General features: G+C 55.5%; 12 protein-coding genes. 8 read left to right on the top strand and 4 right to left on the bottom strand.

What is annotated here, in order from left to right:
* The first annotated feature begins 667 nt into the window (after positions 1–667).
* Genes BLP65_RS09160 through BLP65_RS09150 form a run of 3 tightly spaced genes read left to right on the top strand, consistent with a single transcriptional unit; the run spans position 668 to position 5881 of the window.
* The gene (locus tag BLP65_RS09160) at positions 668–4180 is read left to right on the top strand and encodes a hypothetical protein (RefSeq protein ID WP_139181463.1); all 3513 of its coding nucleotides are present in this window, start codon (positions 668–670) and stop codon (positions 4178–4180) included.
* Positions 4181–4184: 4 nt separating this feature from the next.
* The gene (locus BLP65_RS09155) at positions 4185–4658 is read left to right on the top strand and encodes a response regulator (protein ID WP_092995787.1); all 474 of its coding nucleotides are present in this window, start codon (positions 4185–4187) and stop codon (positions 4656–4658) included.
* Positions 4659–4669: 11 nt separating this feature from the next.
* Positions 4670–5881 (top strand): phosphorylase family protein, encoded by a 1212-nt coding sequence (locus BLP65_RS09150; RefSeq protein ID WP_175452506.1) that lies wholly within the window; start codon positions 4670–4672, stop codon positions 5879–5881.
* A 198-nt stretch (positions 5882–6079) separates the two neighbouring features.
* On the opposite strand, the gene BLP65_RS09145 is transcribed toward BLP65_RS09150, so the two are convergent.
* The 4 genes from BLP65_RS09145 to BLP65_RS09125 form a co-directional block, all read right to left on the bottom strand.
* Entirely contained in the window at positions 6080–7384 is a 1305-nt protein-coding gene (locus tag BLP65_RS09145) for a hypothetical protein (protein ID WP_139181462.1), read from the bottom strand.
* A gap of 882 nt (positions 7385–8266) precedes the next feature.
* Positions 8267–8755: a copper chaperone PCu(A)C gene (locus tag BLP65_RS09135; RefSeq protein ID WP_245688282.1), complete on the bottom strand. Its 489-nt coding sequence runs from the start codon at positions 8753–8755 to the stop codon at positions 8267–8269.
* 28 nt (positions 8756–8783) lie between these two features.
* Positions 8784–9401: an SCO family protein gene (locus BLP65_RS09130; RefSeq protein WP_245688281.1), complete on the bottom strand. Its 618-nt coding sequence runs from the start codon at positions 9399–9401 to the stop codon at positions 8784–8786.
* A gap of 366 nt (positions 9402–9767) precedes the next feature.
* Positions 9768–10598, bottom strand: a complete 831-nt coding sequence (locus BLP65_RS09125; protein WP_092995772.1) for an alpha/beta hydrolase — start codon at positions 10596–10598, stop codon at positions 9768–9770.
* A gap of 338 nt (positions 10599–10936) precedes the next feature.
* Here BLP65_RS09125 and BLP65_RS09120 point away from each other — a divergent pair, with 338 nt between their 5' ends.
* The 5 genes from BLP65_RS09120 (at position 10937) to BLP65_RS09100 (ending at position 17683) form a co-directional block, all read left to right on the top strand.
* On the top strand, positions 10937–11161 hold the full coding sequence (locus BLP65_RS09120; RefSeq protein ID WP_092995769.1) for a hypothetical protein: 225 nt from the start codon (positions 10937–10939) through the stop codon (positions 11159–11161).
* 599 nt (positions 11162–11760) lie between these two features.
* Complete coding sequence (locus tag BLP65_RS09115; protein WP_092995766.1) at positions 11761–12789, top strand: HlyD family secretion protein; 1029 nt, start codon at positions 11761–11763, stop codon at positions 12787–12789.
* Complete coding sequence (rbbA, locus tag BLP65_RS09110; protein ID WP_092995763.1) at positions 12786–15551, top strand: ribosome-associated ATPase/putative transporter RbbA; 2766 nt, start codon at positions 12786–12788, stop codon at positions 15549–15551. The genes BLP65_RS09115 and rbbA overlap by 4 nt, the downstream gene beginning before the upstream one ends.
* Before the next feature lie 2 nt (positions 15552–15553).
* A complete protein-coding gene (locus BLP65_RS09105) occupies positions 15554–16678 on the top strand; it encodes an ABC transporter permease (RefSeq protein ID WP_092995760.1) in 1125 nt (374 codons plus the stop codon).
* Positions 16679–17296: 618 nt separating this feature from the next.
* A complete protein-coding gene (locus BLP65_RS09100) occupies positions 17297–17683 on the top strand; it encodes a cupin domain-containing protein (RefSeq protein ID WP_092995757.1) in 387 nt (128 codons plus the stop codon).
* The last annotated feature ends 135 nt before the right edge of the window (positions 17684–17818 follow it).

The following is a 17818-nucleotide window of genomic DNA, read 5'->3' as shown; positions in this document are numbered from 1 at the left end:
GCGGGAGAGGCCTCCCTAAAAAGTCGCTCCCCTTGCTGAGAGAGGCTCCCCTAAAAGCCCCTCTCCCCTCGTGGGAGAGGGGTTGGGGTAAGGGGGAAGAGTGATAGGGAAGTCTGGGAAAAGCTCGGACCGCAACTGATCGATCTATTGCTGCACCGGCGAGGTACATCGCGCAGCTCTTTTCATCGTTCGGGAATTCGCCTATGAGGCAACCGGAAGCGATCGAAAGGGCCTGAGCCAACCAATTACTCCGACCTCACCTGTAAGAGCCCAGCCCTCTGGGCGAATCCAATTTGTCACAGCCCCTTGGCCCCACACCCCGCCTCCGGTAGGATTCACAAATCGTTAGGAATCGAGACCGCCAGGATGATGCGGACCGAAGGGGAGCAGGAGCCCTCTACAACCTTTGGTTTCACACCGAACACCGCCCGTCGGCGGCAAACGAACCGATCGCGGTTCCCGGCCGTTGCCTTTCTCTACCGCAACTATCGCCAACAGGGGACATTCACAGCGGGGGAGAATGAGGCGGGGAGTGGGCGAAACCCCACTAATTCTAGGCATAGAGGGAAGGGGGTTCAGGATTGAACGATGAAAACCCGCCGGGTGGGAACTCGGCGGGTTTTTTGGTTAGAGTCCTGGGGAAGAATAGTGCCAAAGGAATATAAGAATGACGAAACCAAAGAGAAAAACTCGCCGTTTCAAGGGGCCGCGTAACAAAAAAATAAGCAAGATCGCTAGCTCAATTCGAATTGCTGGACGAAACACTCGGCCAGAACTTTTTTTCTTTAAAGAGTCAGCGGATCCGAGTAGCTTACTTCCGTCTTTTAAAACATTATTTCGAGACCGCAAGTATATCGAGATATTTCATGGGGAAGCATTCCCGGAGCGACTGGATTCGCTGTATTCGGTAGAGCCTCTTTATGTTCCGGTACACCCAACAAATGAAGCGGTTTGGGCGATTGCGACGTGTCTCCAATTCGGTCCTGAGCTTCGAGAGTTTAACTCGATTAGGGAGGAGTTTGAACGTTCTCTTTTAAAGGATGAACGAGCCACTTGTGAGATGCTTCTGGGGCAAGTTAAGGACAAGTTTGGGGCATCGTTATGGCATGTACAGAATGAACTCGCATTAACCAGAGTCTGGCAGGGCGTAGAAGAAACGCGCAAATTTCTGCGCTCTTTGGAGGATAGTGTTCCAGACGGGTCGCTAGTGAAGTTTATATTGTGGTTTGTGGGGAGGCGAACCGAAGCGACCGGTATCCGGGATCATCTCAAGAATGAACTCGTTCGCACTCTTGAACCTTACAAAAACGAATCGTTTTCTGCGTATCTACGGGTGAAGCTATTTGAGCTGCCGAGTATGAGTGCAAGAGATCTGTCTGCAACCCTGTTCTGGGATGCACAATCTTGCATAATTGATTACTACGAAACCTTAATTCTTGCGCTTCAGTCGGTTGCATCAGACCAAGTGTCTCCCACCGGATTTAATGCGGCTCTGTCTAAGCCCTTGTTGGCTCTCCACAAGCAAACTGGCGACGCTCGGCTCCTAGGAATCATGAGAGGACTAGGAGTCGTCCCTAATTCGGGTGTCAGCCACAATCGTGAGCGAGCTTTGTTGATTGAGGCGTATACAAAAGGTGACTACCAATGCGTGACAAGCATCGCGCAAGAATACCTTTCGCGGCACTCAGACGATTTATCAATGCAGGTTTTGGCTTTGAAGGCCGGGCTTCAGACAGCGACCGTTCCTGCCCAAGGCAAAGGGGTCATGCAAGAGATATCTGAACGGCTGTTAAAAATACTTAGTACCTCTGACGAGACCTACTTGGCGGCATATGAGCTCTTAACATTGACCGACCGTTTCTACGGTCACAACTGGAGCACATATCTAAGAGCTGTCGTTCTCTACGAACTCAGGCAAGAAAGTGCGTCATTTCCTCCTCTTTGGTTACGTGACATTTATGTAAGAGATCTGAATTTAAGTCCGTTTGGCGCATTGGCAGCTCAAGGGCATGCTCGGGACGAAATACTTAGAGATGAAACATTGCGGGAGCTATTTCCGTACACATTTGCGGCCCTTGATGCTATGACCACGGGCAAAATATGCCATGTGCATACAGTCGATCAAGTTAGACTCAATAAGTACTTGGGTCGCTACCATTTGGCGTTTGGGGATCCAAGCGAGGCCGCGTCGCGATTCGAATGGTTGATGGGCAAGGCTGAGGGGAACGACTGGTTGCGTTGTGCCGCCGGGGCTGCCCTTTCATACCTAAAATTGGAGCGAATCGAACAGGCTGTAGAACTTACTGTCGTTGCGTCAGTCCGTAAAAAAAATGCTCATAACATTTTGCCTTTACAAGAAGTGATCGGTTCTCTAGGAGAACCTCCGCAGTGGCCTGCCAGTGTTGCTGTGCCACTGGCGTTCGAGTTATACGTTACAATGCACGATCGCGACCGCTTGTCGCACTTGCGGTATGCTTTCGAACGTTTCCAAGTTAAAAACCAGATAAATTCGCCCGAAGAGTTAGCCGCACAAGCGGATCGGTTCGGAAAGGATTTGGTAGTTGCGTACATGGACAGGGTTTGGCGGCCGGAAGTTATGCGGCAAACCATACTTTATACTGGAACTAAAGAGATCGAGGATACTAGAGTACGGGTGTGTAGAGTCCTTGTTGACGTCGATCCGCAGAACTCGACAAAGTATGTCGAAGAGATTAAAGAAAGGGTTAAGCAACAGGAAATTGCTAAAGGGACCACGCTTATTGAGCAAAGCAAAGTGTATGTGGATGTTGAGGCAATAAAAAAGTCGTTGAGGTCGACTCTTGGCGATTCATATGCACGTTACAAAAGTTCGTTTCAGAGTTCTTCCTCGAAGTCGTCTCAACTGATGTATGACTTGTTCGGCGAGCAAGCTGATGCAGGTGGGGTATCGATGGCGATGTTGCTATCTAAGGTTCATCTGGTTGGAGAAATTGCTAGTACTGAGTCGGATGCCCAGTTTGAGGCACTATTTTCTGAGGTCACGAATGAGTTTTTGCGTGGCGCACACGGGCTAAATGCCTATCTCAGTACCCGTGTGCGCCACGGGACCCTCAGCAACACCCTTAGAAAACCAGTCGCTGATGAGCAGCTTGTTACAGAGCGAGAGGAGGGAAGTTCCTCTTATATTAGGAACGAGTATTGGCGTAACCTTTGGGGCAAAAAACCAAAATTCGACGACGAATGGAACGACATTTGTGATGCATTAGATAAGTTTTCGGCTGAGTTTGATAGTGTTATTGATTATGTAAAAGATGAGTTAATTCAAATAAAAGTTATTACCGATCTTCAGGATGACGGTAGTAGTGATAATGCTTTGTTTGTCTATCGATCTTCGGCACTGGAGAGAAAGTACGTTCAGGAATACGTAAAAGATATGTCCGATATGGACGAGTTTGTAGGGTATTGTGTTGATATCTTATGGGAAAAGACCGATGATAACTTATTGTCGGTTCAGAGAGTTCTTAACAATTCTATCAGGCGCCGTCTGATGTTACCTTTTGATGATCTGTCAAATTCATTGACTTCCCTATCTCATGTTCCAGGAGTTGGCGATATTATAAACGCAGTAGCTCGGGCAAAAACTAATACGCAAGCAAGGCTCGGATTTGTCGTTTCCTGGTTTAAGCGAAGCGAAGTCTACGATCGACAAGACTATCACCCTGATTTTCCGTTTCATGTTGCGCTTAACATGATTAGCAACACAATTTCGAGTGCTTCGCGCTGGGAAGGAGCGTCAATCGAGGTCTCGCAAGGTGCATCGCTCATGCCGGGGCGAACGCTGGACGGAATGGTATACGTATTTTACGGACTTTTGGAAAACGCAATCCTTCGTGCCGGACTTTCGGCTGAAGATTTGACGGTGAAAGCAGAAATATCTTTTGAGAATGGGTTATTTTCTGCAAATATTGTAAATCCTGTAAACTCAACCATTCTTACTCGGGAAGAGAGAGAGAAAGTGAGTGCTCTTAGGAAGTCGTTAAACAGTGGGGAGTCGATCCGTCGCGCTCAGTCGGAAGGAAGGAGTGGTCTTCGAAAAATATGGCTAGCGATAAACTCGCCAATTTATAAGGAGCCTTTTTTGGATTTTTATCACGAAGAGAATTTCTTTGTGGTAAATATTGGCTTTAAGTTGGAGGGGTAGGAATATGAAAGTGCTGTTAATCGAAGATGATGAAGAAAAAGCGACAAAAGTATCTGGATTTGTGTCTTCTGAATATAAGGGGGCGGAAATTGCGGTCGCTAGATCAATAAATAGCGGGCTTCGAGCGCTTATTTCCGGAGTCGGCTCACTGGACGTCGTTCTATTAGACATGACGCTTCCATCTTTTGATGTGTCGCCGCAAGAACCTAGTGGGGGTGCCCCGGAGAATTTTGCCGGTCGCGAATTACTGGCTCAGATGAAGCTCAGGGGAATTGAGATTCCAACGATTGTCGTAACTCAATTTGACTCGTTTGGTGAAGGGGATGCAAAGGTTTCCCTGAATACACTGGCGACGGAACTTAGCTCTCAGTATGGAGCGCAATTTAAAGGTTATGTGTATTACAATTCGGCTCAAGAGGGATGGCGTGCCGCATTGGATAAAATGATAAAAGAAAATATTGGTATAGGGGCATCTTAAAGATGAGGGTCTTGCTAGTTGATGACGAATATACGAAAGCGCAGGAGATCTCCGAAGTGCTGCGTAATAGTGGCGTTGACGGGCTAATTATTCGGCATGAGACAACCGCGCAAGCGGCTAGGCAATGCCTCCGTGCGAGCACTTTTGATTTCTTGATAATAGATCTTCATCTTCCTGATGCGCTAGGAGCTATGCCTAGCGCAGACGGCGGGCTTTCCTTTTTTGACTTGATTAAAATGGATGAAAATGTGCCGCTGCCGGAGGATGTCCTCTTCATTACCGGCCGGGAAGAACTTGTGATGGAGGCAAACGCCGAGGTTCTGGAAAGAGGAGCGGTTTTGTGCCAATACCGTTCCGATTCGTCAGAATGGAAAAAAGTATTGATAGGAAGAATTCGGTATGGGACCGAGAGGATCGCAAGGAAGAAGGGGTTTGAAATTGAGGCAGACGTGGCTATTGTGACGGCGATGCGTGATCCGGAGCTTGCCGCAGTACTGGAGTTGCCATTCGGTTGGGAGTCAAAGCGAATGCGAGGCGAGCCGACCACGTTTCATGTTGGTAGTCTTGTTAGAGAAGACCGGGAAATAACGATTGTAGCCGCGAGTGCACATCGAAAAGGAATGCCCTCAGCGGCAGCGCTGGCGAGCAAAATGAGTGCGTGCTTTCGCCCCCGATATATGATTATGCTAGGAATATGCGCAGGAATTCAAGGGAAGACGAATTTGGGAGACGTAGTAATCGCCGATCCAGCTTGGGATTGGGGCAGTGGCAAGCGGGGGCAGGACGAGAATGGTTCAGCGGTCTTCCGAGCCGCCCCCTACCAGCTCGCGTTGAATTCATCGGTAAGCCAAATCGCGGCCGACCTTGGAGAAAGCTCCGAAGTCAAGAGGAGTATTAGAGCAGGGTGGGATGATGCTGTGCCCGAAGGGATCTTCGATGTTCATGTTGGGCCAATGGCATCTGGGGCTAGCGTGATCGCGGATGACATTTCCGCACGGTCGGTCGTGACTCAGCACAAAGAATTGCTTGCGATTGAAATGGAGGCGTACGCGGTAATGGCTTCGGCAGAATATTCGACAGACCCAAAGCCGGTTGCGATCGCGATCAAGTCTGTATGTGACTATGCAGACAGCAACAAGAATGATCTATGGCAACGGTATGCTTCATACACCAGCGCGGCGTTTGCTCAACAATTGTTGGTTAGCCCTTTTTTGGCGTTTTGAAACACTATTGTCCGGGAAAAATTGGTGTCAAAGTTAGAACTTACCGGGACACCCAGTGCGCCGAGATAAACCGGTAGAAGATTGCGAATTCCGGGGACAGTTTACCTATTCAGAAGAGTCGAGAAGTCGGGGCTTCGAGACACGGTATTGCCAGTCGATCGGAGGCGGCTAATGGGCGACCCAATTATCAGTCCTTTATTATTCCGACGGCTCTGCCGTTGACTTCCTGCCTAAATTCACATCTGGAACCTTTTTCATCACCTTTTCGCCTAGTTCATGTAAAGGGCTCGCATGGTCCTGCTTTTCTGAATATAGTCGGATGGGGTTGAGCGCCATTGTCTCAAGTGATTGATTAAGCAAACTTCTAAGCAAGTCTTCATCAATGTCGTGTGCGTGCTTCCGGTAGCCCTCAAATGCCATTGCAGTAGCGTACTTAAATGCGTAATCCTCTCTAATTTTCGAAACGTAACCGAACTGCCTGGCACTCATCCATGCCAACCAAACTAAAGGTGCGACAACTGCCAGTTTGAAAAGGAACTCCGGTGTTCCAAGCGCCCCGACGCCCGTAGTGATATAGGGATATAGGAAGTAGAAACTAACTCCGAATATCGCCAATACAGTTACAACAAAGCATGCACCCCACGTTAAGAGACTAGCACGAAGCTCTGTTTTCCTGCTATGGAACGAACCCGCCATACCAACTCGGTTCGCGGCTGCTAACGTCTGCTCTATTTCACTCTGTTGTTTCCTGTTGCACTCCAGTTGTTCATTTGTTTCCTGCTGAATGCGATCTAGGTCTTCTTGACAGCTTGCTAGAATTTCAGCGGATTTTTGTGATTTGGCTAGGAGAGTTGCAATTTCGGCTGATGACTCGTTGACCGTTGAATGTGCATCTGTAACTTGCTGTTCGTATTTCGAAACCACTTCGAATGAAGCGGCCATTTTTGCTTTAAGGGTCTCAGCGGAGGCGGCCGCTTCATTTATACCTTCAAGAGTTCGGTCACTTTCAGCGGCCGATTCTTCGAGGGTTTTCGTCGCCTCACCCAACGCTTTGACTCGAGACTCGATCTTCTCAAACGCAGACAGGTTTTGTTCTAGAGCGGCTTGGGTTTTTTTGCGTGATTGTTCGGCTCTTAGTAGATACTCTTCGTCTCTTAATCCCCCCGCAGACGTAACAAGGTAGGCAAGGCGAATGTCATCGCGAATTGCAGTAAGACGTCGGAGAAACTCATCAAACTTTTTCTCTGCCTTCTTTTCATTAAAGAAGTTATTCGCAAAGTTTCGGCAATAATCGAGGTTGTCGGTAATCTTTCGCTTCAGCAGCGTTACTTCGAAATCACTTTCCGAGTCCGATAGCTTGTATGATTCGGCATATGCAGACTGTAACATTTCTAGCAATCCTGCACGGTCAATGCCTGCATATCCAAGAATATCGGGTTCACTTGGGAAATTTGCTTCGATTCCCGTTTTAATGCGGGTTATGTTTGATCGTATTGTCTGCATTTCATTGGCACCCCAAACAAAAAAACCGAACTCCTCTCCCAAGAAGTTCGGCTACCATATACTGAACAGTTCAAATATCCTTTTGTTCATCCTATAGCACTCCAGCGAATCAAGCACAATCATATCAATCGCACTCGGAATTCACACAACTCAAACAAGTCAAAAAGACAGGAGTTTGCTTCGCAATCGCGAAGTATCAGACACCGCCACAAACGCCTCAGACTCCCGAACGATCGCCATTTCCAGCCTCCTTTTTATTGGTCCCTGCGGTTTCGGGCCAGTTTTCCCCGCTAGGCTGCCCCCTGTCAACCCCAATACACTCATGGAAGCCCTCATTTTCGCGGCTGTTCGCCCCGAGATGAGAGCTGTTCGGTAGTCAGTGACCACTACTACAGGACACCCAACGTAAGGAGACGAAGAGAAAAGCTTTCGCGGTGGCGATGACGAGTGTTTTCACTCAAAGCTGCGGTTTTTCGCTAGTCACGGTAACGGCATGCGCAAATATGGACATGCTTAGATGATTTCTGGCGCCATAGTCCGAACTCGGCGCGGTCGTAGTTCACAGGTCTGGCGTCCGCAGCAGAATAGCGCGATCGGAAAGGAAAGCGTCTGGCCAACAGCGTTCGGCAGGCTCCAATACCGGGCGTTCGTCGGTAGCCGAGTTGCTGGCAGACTTTCTTGAGGTTGTGGGTTGCGCCTACGAGTTTCTTGAAGGCGGTCTCAAACCGGGTCGTCAGATAGCCCCACTGCTCGGGATCGATCGCCAGGAGCTGGAGGATGGATGGAAGGTGCTCGGGGAACGCCGCGAAGGGCGCCATTCCGGGATGGCGCCCTTCGGACCTGAAGCGAGGATAATCAGTGCTTCATATTGTACTGCATCTGCTACTTGCCGCCATTCATCTTCATACCGCTCATTACGTTCTTGACCGGCGCGTCGATAGTCTTGCTGCTGCCGTCATTGAATTCCAAGGTCACGCTAACGTGGTCGCCTTCGTGTAGTTCCTGTTTGAGACCAATTAGCATGACATGCAGACCACCCGGCTTCAGCTCAGTCGAGCCATTGGCATCAACATCAATCTTGTCGATCTGGCGCATCTTCATCATGCCACCTTCATGCACATGGGTGTGCAATTCGACTACGTTGGCCACAGGGCTGCTGCCGTTGATGATGGCCACGTCTTCGTCGCTGTGATTTGCCAAGGTCATGAAGGCAGCGCTGTTGGGCTGGCCCGCAGGCACGGCACGCACATAGGGGTCTTCCACCATGACAGCATCGGCGGAATTCGTACCACCATGGGAATCTGCGAAGGCAGCAGAGGACAAACAAAGGGTCATCACACCAAAGGTCCAAGCACGTACTGAACGGATCATTGCATTACTCCTTTTTCATTTGTTGCCTTTACGAATTAGAAACATCGTTCAATAGGTCTCGTACCGTTTTCCGAATACGATCAGGGGAGGTGCCATGCATCAATGGAGCATGCAGCCTACCCTGTTGATCGATGACATAGGTAACAGAAGAGTGGTCGACCGAATAGTCCATCGCACTGTCTGACTCCGCGATGCGATAGGCGGCTCCGTATTGCGCGACGACTTTATCCACCTGCTCTACTGTGCCGGTCACGCCGACAATATTCGGGTGGAAATACCGGCTGTATTCCGCCAGCCGCTCCGGAGTGTCGCGCCGGGGGTCGACACTGACAAAGACCCCTTGAACCTGGTCCAGCTCCTCCGACGTCATCTCCTTGAAGGCTTGGGCCATCAATGCCAGTGAAGTGGGACAAATGTCCGGGCAAAAGGTGTAGCCGAAATAGAGCAGGACCACCTTGCCGCGCAGATCTTGAAGAGAAATCGGCCCCTGCTGTGAATACAGGGTGAAATCTCCGCCGGTGGGGGCTTTCGAAACGGTCAGGCCTTGGTGTTGATCCGGCTTTTGATTTGGTTGCCATTCCATGGCAAACCAAAGCACAAGGCCCAATAGAACGGCTATTAATAAAAGCGGTCCGATCTTTCTCACAATTCTGGTTACCTCATTCAACATTATTGGTGTGTTTCAACCGGAATGACGCGATCAATAGGCGATGGGCGATTATATATCCATGGCCCTTGCAATAGAAAAGCTTTTGGCAACAAAGAGTTGCAAGTGAGGGAAATGACGACGTCACTCAGTCAAATCACACAGTGGCAGCGATAATCAGGCTTGGAGGGAGGCGGCATCTTCACCGCAGACGCTTACATGGATGTAGGTGGCAGAGCAATGCAGGAGCAATTGTCGAGAAAGGCGTGGCGTACGCAACAGGCTTGGGCAAGGATGGCAATGGCTTGGAGGGGTGTCCAGGTTAGTTGCGGCAGTGACTTCGCACCCTCGGCGCTACGAATCCTGTCAGGATTCACTCAGAACTTCGTAGAGAAACGCGGCCAGACCTTGGCGATAACGCTCGCCGCTGCGCAGGAAGCCGGTGTTATGGTCGCCGGTGATTGTCAGAAGGCGCGCACGCTCGCCCGCCGCGGAGTGCAGCGCGAGTCCGTGGCGGTAGGGAATGATCTCGTCGTCGCGGCTATGCACGACGAGCACGGGAACTTTCGACTGTACAAGGTGAGCGCGAGTGTCGTATTGCAGCCGCGAGAGCAGGCGCACGGGCAGGAATGGGTAGTGGTCGGCGCCGAGTTCGGGCGCCGAGATAAAGCCGGATTCGACGATCAATCCGGCTGCGGGGTAATACCGTGCGGTACGGGCGGCGACCGCCGCACCGAGCGAGCGGCCGAAGAGGACGATCCGTTCGGGCGGGATATCACGGGACTCGACAAGGTAGTGGTAGGCCGCCTCGGCATCTCGGTACAGCCCGTGCTCCGAGGGCCTTCCTTCGCTGTTGCCATAGCCGCGGTAATCGATGATGAAGCTGTTGAGGCCCAGTTGCCGGAAGAGTTGCAAGGAGTCCAGTCGATGGGAGATGTTGCCGGCGTTGCCATGGAAGAAAAGGAGAGTGCCTCGCGCCTTTTCTGCCGGCACGAACCAACCATGGAGACGAATGCGGTCTTCGGTGACCAGTTCCACGGAGTCGTATTCCAGGCCAAGGGTGGCGGGAGTTGTCACCAGGGTTCTGCCGGGGATGTGCGGAAGGTGAACCAGGCGTGATTGCAGCAGATACATCAGCACGACCAGGGCGAGATAGCCAATGGCCGCGACAATCAGCAATCGAATCAATTGTTCCATGTGATCCAGCGACGGGAAGACGGATTACCACCTGAACAGAATACACCCCTGCGTGGGACACGCACGATAAGGGACAGATTACGGTATTCGTCCGGCTGGTTCGCCATAAGCCAGGGCGTACCTGGAGATCAAAGGCAACGACTCCCCAGTGGTGGACGAGGCGGCAGCAAAAAAAGACGGAGGAATTAACTGCCGTTTTTCGAGCTTGTCAGGCTGCGCAACCGAAAAAAGATCAGACGAAAACTCTCCCGTCCCCTTTTACACGAACATGCTGGACAATTGCATTGCCAAAGCAAGCTCAGTAAGGTCCTATTTCTGTTAATTCGAATGGATTTGGAATGAAGGACCGCCTGCTTTTGTTTTCCGCACTCCTGGCCGTCGTCGTTGCTCCTTCGACCGATGCCGCCTTTCGCTGTTTCGACGATTCACAGTTCCCGAAAGCCATCGACCTGTACCAGGAGAAGGACGCACTGCACGCGCTGCTAGCCGGTCCGCAGACGGACGAGGAAGGCAGGGGGCCGGTGGTCCGTCTGGCAGAAAATGGAAAAAAATGGGTGGGATAATTGGGGTCAGGATAATTGGGTCAGAGTAAAATAACGCCCAAAGGAGCTTTGGCGGGATAGGCCACAGCTTTTGGGCCCGCTGCGTTCAAAAGGCAATTGATGCCGAATAGGAGTTGCCAGTGTCGATGGCGGGGCGTTGCGCAGGAGCCGGGCGGGCGCATCGGCCGGGCGAACCGGGTTCAGGAAACCCTGCGCCAGGCGGCGGTGTCTGAGCTGGCCCGTGCTGGTGATAAATGAACCTGTTTGTTTATCCCGTGGCCGTATTGCGTGGTCACGGATACCGCTACACTGGGCGCGACAGAAACATCCATTCCGAACCATCCCCAATTCCGGGGACAGTATACTTATCAGCTTCACTCTTATCGCTACGGTTAAATAGCCCTGCGTGGACCGGTAATCTCCCCATTTTTGGCAGCGCCGTCCAGCTGCAGATGTGATTGGGTGCGCAGCTTAAACTCTTGCTCTTTTTGTCTTGACAATGGGATCCACATTACCTTTTCCTGTCAGCTAAGGTTAGTGTCGTAGCTTACTATTATTATGCTCCCTGTGGGCGTGGGCAGATTGACTTGCCAGAAGGAGCTTGCCAGCAAGGAGAATACATGTCCCGCAAGATCTCCATTTCCATCGTACTTATCGTCCTTCTGGCTCTCCTGGGTTTCGGTGCATGGACGGTGTTGTTCAAGCCCTCCGGCCTGCCGCCCGAGGGGTTTGCCCGCGGCAATGGCCGGATCGAGGCGGACCTCATCGACGTTTCACCGCGCCTGGCCGGACGCGTGGCCGAAATCAAGGTGCGGGAGGGTGCTCGAGTGCAGCCCGGCGATGCACTGGCAGTCATGGACACCGCCGAACTGGAATCCCGGTTGATGCAAGCAGAGGCAGCGGTGGCCAGCGCCGAGGCGGCGGTCGGGATGGCGGCGGCACAGGTGGCTGAGGCCGAGGCGAAACTGGCACTGGCGCGCAGCGAACAGGCACGCGCCGAAACGCTGAGCGCGCGTGATTTGCTCTCGCCGCAAGACCTCGACATACGCCGCACCGAGACGCAGGTCGCCAAGGCCGCGTTGGCCGCTGCCCGGGCGAACCTGCGGGCCAAGCAGCGCGGCGTCGACGCCGAAGCCGCCGGGCGTACCGAGATCGCTGCACGCATTGCCGACAGCACGCTTTATGCGCAGGGCGCGGGGCGGGTACTTTATCGTCTGGCGCAGCCGGGCGAAATCATGGGCAACGGCGGCAAATTGCTGACGCTGGTCAGCCTCGAGGATGTCTACATGGAATTCTTCCTGTCCGCCACCGAGGCTCCTCGCGTCAGGATCGGGGACGAGGCGCGCATCGTCCCCGACATCATGCCCGACACCGCCGTGCCCGCTGTCGTGTCCTTCGTCTCGCCGCAGGCACAGTTTACGCCCAAGCAAGTGGAAACCGTGACCGAGCGTGAGAGCCTGATGTTCCGGGTCCGCGTGAGCATTCCGGCTGAACTGATCGCAACGCGGATGGAACAGGTCAAGACCGGCGTGCGCGGCGTCGCCTGGGTACGGCTCGCGCGGGACGATGGCAGCCTGCCGAATTGGCCGGAGGGGTTGACCCCACCACTGCTCGCCGAGCCCGACAAACCTCTCACCGATCAGCCATGACACAGGTAGAGCCCGTCGCGCGTCTTGAGCGTGTCGGCCACCGCTATGGCAAGGTGGCCGCGCTTCGCGATCTGACGCTGGCACTGCCGGCGGGACGGATGGTGGGCTTGATCGGCCCCGACGGTGTCGGCAAGTCGACGCTGATGGGCCTGGTAGCGGGGGCCAAGCGACTCCAACAGGGCCAGGTGCGAACACTGGACGGCGACATGGCCGATGCGCACCACCGTACCGCCGTGGGCGGGCGCATCGCCTATATGCCCCAGGGACTGGGGCGCAACCTCTATCACGATCTAAGCCTGCGCGAGAATCTTGAATTCTTCGGAAAGCTTTTCGGCCTGGGCCGGGCCGAACGGACGGCGCGCATCGAGCGGCTGACCCGCGCCACCGGATTACACCCCTTCCTCGACCGGCCGGCGGGCAAGCTGTCGGGCGGCATGAAACAGAAACTGGGCCTGTGCTCGGCGCTGATCCATGACCCGGATTTCCTGTTACTGGACGAACCCACCACCGGGGTCGATCCGCTGTCGCGCCGCCAGTTCTGGGACCTGATCGACGCGATCCGCGCCGGCCGGCCGGGGATGAGCGTGCTGGTGTCCACCGCCTATATGGAAGAGGCCGCGCGCTTCGACCATTTGGTGGCCATGAACGCGGGCCGCATGCTGGCCGAAGGCAGCCCGGGGGAGCTGATGAAGCAGACCGGGACCGGCTCGGTGGGTGAGGCCTATGTTGCATTGCTGCAACCGAGTGCGGGCAAAACGCCGGAGTCCACATCGAACCGTGAGCCGGACACATCCCCGACCAGTGGAGACAGTGAGCCGGCGATCCGCGCCCGCGCCCTGACCCGGCGCTTCGGCGATTTCACGGCGGTGGATGCGGTGAGCTTCAACATCGCGCGGGGCGAGATCTTCGGTTTTCTCGGCTCCAACGGCTGCGGCAAGACCACGACGATGAAGATGCTGACCGGGCTCCTGCCCGCCTCGGAGGGCGAGGCCTGGATCTTCGGCCGGCCGGTGGATGCGCAGGACCTGGGGACGCGTCGCCGTGTCGGCTTCATGTCGCAGGCATTTTCGCTCTACGGCGAACTGAGCGTGCGCGAAAACCTGCTGCTGCACGCACGGCTGTTTCATCTCGGCCACTCGCAGACGGATCGGCGGATGGCCGACCTGGTGCCGCGCTTCGGCCTCGACCCCTACCTCGATCAGCGGGCCGACGCCTTGCCGCTGGGGCTGCGCCAGCGGCTGTCGCTGGCGGTGGCCGTGATTCACGCGCCGGAGATCCTGATTCTCGACGAGCCGACATCGGGCGTCGATCCGCAGGCGCGCGATGACTTCTGGCGGCTCCTGCTGGATCTGTCACGCAAGGATGGCGTGACCATTTTCATCTCGACGCATTTCATGGACGAAGCGCTGCGCTGCGATCGCATATCCTTGATGCACGCCGGCCGGGTACTGGTCACCGACATGCCGGCGGCGATCACCGATTCGCGCAACGCCGCGACGCTGGAAGAGGCCTTCATCGCCTACATCTCCGCCGAGATTCCGCCCGAGCCCACCACCGGCGACGGGCTGACCGTCGCGGCCGAGGGGACGGGCGCGGCGCATACTGTCACCGGCTTCAGTCCGCGCCGCCTGCTGGCCTTTACCGCGCGCGAGGCCATGCAGGTGCGGCGCGATCCGGTGCGGCTGGCCTTCGCCTTTCTGGGCAGCGCGCTATTGCTGCTGATCATGTCGTTTGGCATTTCCCAGGAGGTGCGCAACATCCCCTTCGCCGCACTTGATCAGGACCGCAGCCCCGAAAGCCGCGCCTATCTCTCGACGTTCGAGGATTCAGTCTGGTTTCAAGGTCATGTCCCAATTGTGGATGCCGACGGGCTGGAACGGCGACTGGCCAGCGGCGAACTGGCGCTGGCCCTGCAGATCCCCCCCGGCTTCGGCGTCGATCTGCGGCGCGGCACCGGGACCGAGGTGGCGGCGATGATCGACGGGGCCGATACCGTTCGCGCAGGCACCATCGAAAGCTACGTCGCGGGTGCCCACGCCCATGTGCTGGCCGAGGGTGCCGGCGCAGCGCCCGCGCTCGATATGCTCGCACAGTCCGAAACTGCAGGGCCCGCCGCACCGGTCGAGTTGGAGCCGCGGTTCCGCTACAACCCGGCGATGGCCAGCCTGCCTGCCATCGGCCCCTCGATCCCGCCGCTGCTGTTGCTGCTGTTTCCGGCGATCCTGATGGCGGTCAGCGTGGCGCGCGAGAAGGAGATCGGCACGATCACCAATTTCTACGTCACCCCCACCGGGCGGGCCGAGTTTCTGATCGGCAAGCAGCTGGTCTATATCGCCATCACCCTGTTGAATTTCGCCATCCTGACCGCGCTGGTGGTACTGGTGCTGGGCGTGCCGTTGCGCGGTGACCCGCTGGTGCTGGCGCTGGCGGCGTTGATCTATGCGGTGGCGGCAACCGGTTTTGGCCTGGTCGTGTCGATGATGACGGCGACCCAGGTCACCGCGGTCTTTGCCAGCACCATCCTGTCGGTAATGCCCACCCTGCAGTTCTCCGGCATGATGGAGCCGGTCTCCTCGCTTCAAGGCCCGGCGCGGCTGCTGGGCACTTTCTGGCCCACGACCTGGTATATGGCGATCAGCGTAGGCAGTTTTACCAAAGGGCTGGGACTGGCCGATCTGAGCGGAGCGCTGATACGGCTGGCGGCCTTCGGGCCGATCTTCACCGGCCTGGCCATCCTCGCACTGCGCAAGCAGGAGCGGTGATCATGCATCGCCTGGTCAACATCTTCTGGCTCTTCGGTAAGGAGCTGAAAAGCGTGCTTGGTGATCCGGTGATGGTGGTCCTGATCCTGTGGTCCTTCGTCGTCGCCGTGATGCTGGAGGCCAGCGGGGCAGGGGACACAGTGCGCAACGCCGCCATCGCCATCGTGGACGAAGATCAGTCCCCCCTTAGCCGGCAGATATCCGCGGCGCTGGCGCCACCCTGGTTCCAGACGCCGGTTGCCATGTCCCCCGTTTCGGCGAGTGCCGCGATGGACACGGGACGGATCATGTTCGTTCTATCCTTTCCACCCGACTTTACAGCGGACGTGATTGCCGGCAAGAGGCCCGCAGCGCAACTTCAGGTCGATGCCACGGCGGTCTCGCAGGCGCAGCTCGGCACAGACTACATCAGCAACATCCTACAGTCGGAAACCCGTGCCTTCCTGTCGGGCAACCCGGATGCGCCCGATCCGCCACTGCGGCTGGAACTGCGCCGGGCCTTCAACCCCAACGGCAATCCGGTCTGGTTCAAGGCGGTGTCCTCGCTGCTCAACCAGCTGTCACTGCTGACCATCGCGCTGACCGGCGCGGCAATGCTGCGCGAACGCGAACACGGCACGATCGAGCATCTGATGGTGATGCCGCTGACCCCGGTGGAGGTGGCGCTGTCCAAAGTGCTGGCGACGATGGCGGTGGTACTGGCGGCCTTCATCGGTTCGCTTCTCTTCGTGGTGCAGGGGGTGTTGCAGGTACCGGTGGCCGGGTCGGTACCGCTGCTGGTCGCAGGTGCGGCGGTTTATCTGTGGGCGGCCGCTGCGATCGGCATGTTTCTGGGTACCATGGCGCGCAGCATGGCGCAGTTCGCGTTGCTGGTGATCATGGTAATCATCCCGGTGATCATGCTGTCGGGGGGCATGGGCGCTGTGGAGAGCCAGCCCGAGATGGTCCAGCGCCTGACGCTGGCGCTGCCCTCGCGCCATTTCCTGGCCTTCGCCAAGGCGGTGGCGTTCCGCGGCGCGGGCGTCGAATCGGTCTGGCTCGAACTCATGTTAATGGCGGGGCTGGGGGCCGCCTTCTTCGCGGCCAGCCTTGTCCTCTTCCGCCGCTCGATGAGCCTGAGCGGTTGAGGTGGTCAGAGGCCTCCGGGAAGGCCATCGGCCTTCATTCGTACGCGCCGGTCGCCCGCCGCCGGAAGCCTGGCGGCTCTCCCTTGTGCGGGGTCTGACCACAGTAACGGATTGAAAATAAAGGTTTATTAACTCGAAAATGGCCGTACTTGGGCCTTAACCCCCCATTTTTAGCCTAAAATCGTATCCCCAGCGGGACCGATGATGCACCAACCGGCAATTAACCTGTTTGTTTGTCCCGTGGCCGTATAGCGTGGTCACGGATACCGCTACACTGGGCGCGACAGAAACATCCCTTCCGAACCATCAAAAGAGGCAAGCAGCCGTGAGTAAAGGTATGGATCGCAAGAAAGAGACTAAGAAGAAGCCCGCGCAGAATCCTAAGGAGAAGAAGGCTGCCAAGGCAGAAAAGGCGAACAAGATGCTGTGATGCAATCGGTTGCCGACGACGCCAGGACGAGGAAGGGATGAGGAAGGGATGAGGAAGAGCGGACGTTTGCAAGGGGCCCGGTGAAGACGCTGGGCTTTCTCGCTTGTGCGCTAAGATCGTTGGTGAACACGTCCTGGAGCGCACGTGGGACGTGCCCGGAAGGGAAGCTGACAAGGAAGGAACCGATCATGAGGATTCCGAAGAGCGAAATGCCGGTGAAGATCGATGTTCCCGGTGCAATGGCCCGCCAGCAAACTGACTTTGGTGATGCGAGCGGGTACGGGAAGATCGGCGGCGAACACTTTACTCTGGCCCAGGGAACGGACATTTCCGAGCTGCTTCAGGGGCTCGAGGGTGACCTTTGCCAAGCGCCCCACTGGGGCTATTTGATCAAGGGTGAGCTGACGGTGCGCTATCAGGATGGCAGTGAGGAGGCGGTGGGCTCGGGAGACCTGTTCTACTGGCCGCCGGGCCACACGGTCAAGGCGACGCAGGATGCCGAATTCGTCCTGTTCAGCCCTCAACACGAGCATACCCCCGTGCTCGATCACATCAATCGCAAGCTCCACTCTTAACCCGGTCTTATCGAAGAACTGCCGCCCTCTTGCCTGGGGGCGGCGGCTGGGGTTCGGCCCCTTGTGTCAGGATAGTTGTGTGTGCCGCAGCAGCCCGGTGGATCGAGAAGACGAGTACAAGCGAACCATTGTGAA

The organism is Thiohalomonas denitrificans (genome assembly GCF_900102855.1).
Taxonomy (GTDB): domain Bacteria; phylum Pseudomonadota; class Gammaproteobacteria; order Thiohalomonadales; family Thiohalomonadaceae; genus Thiohalomonas; species Thiohalomonas denitrificans.
This window is presented reverse-complemented; position numbering and strand designations above follow the sequence as displayed.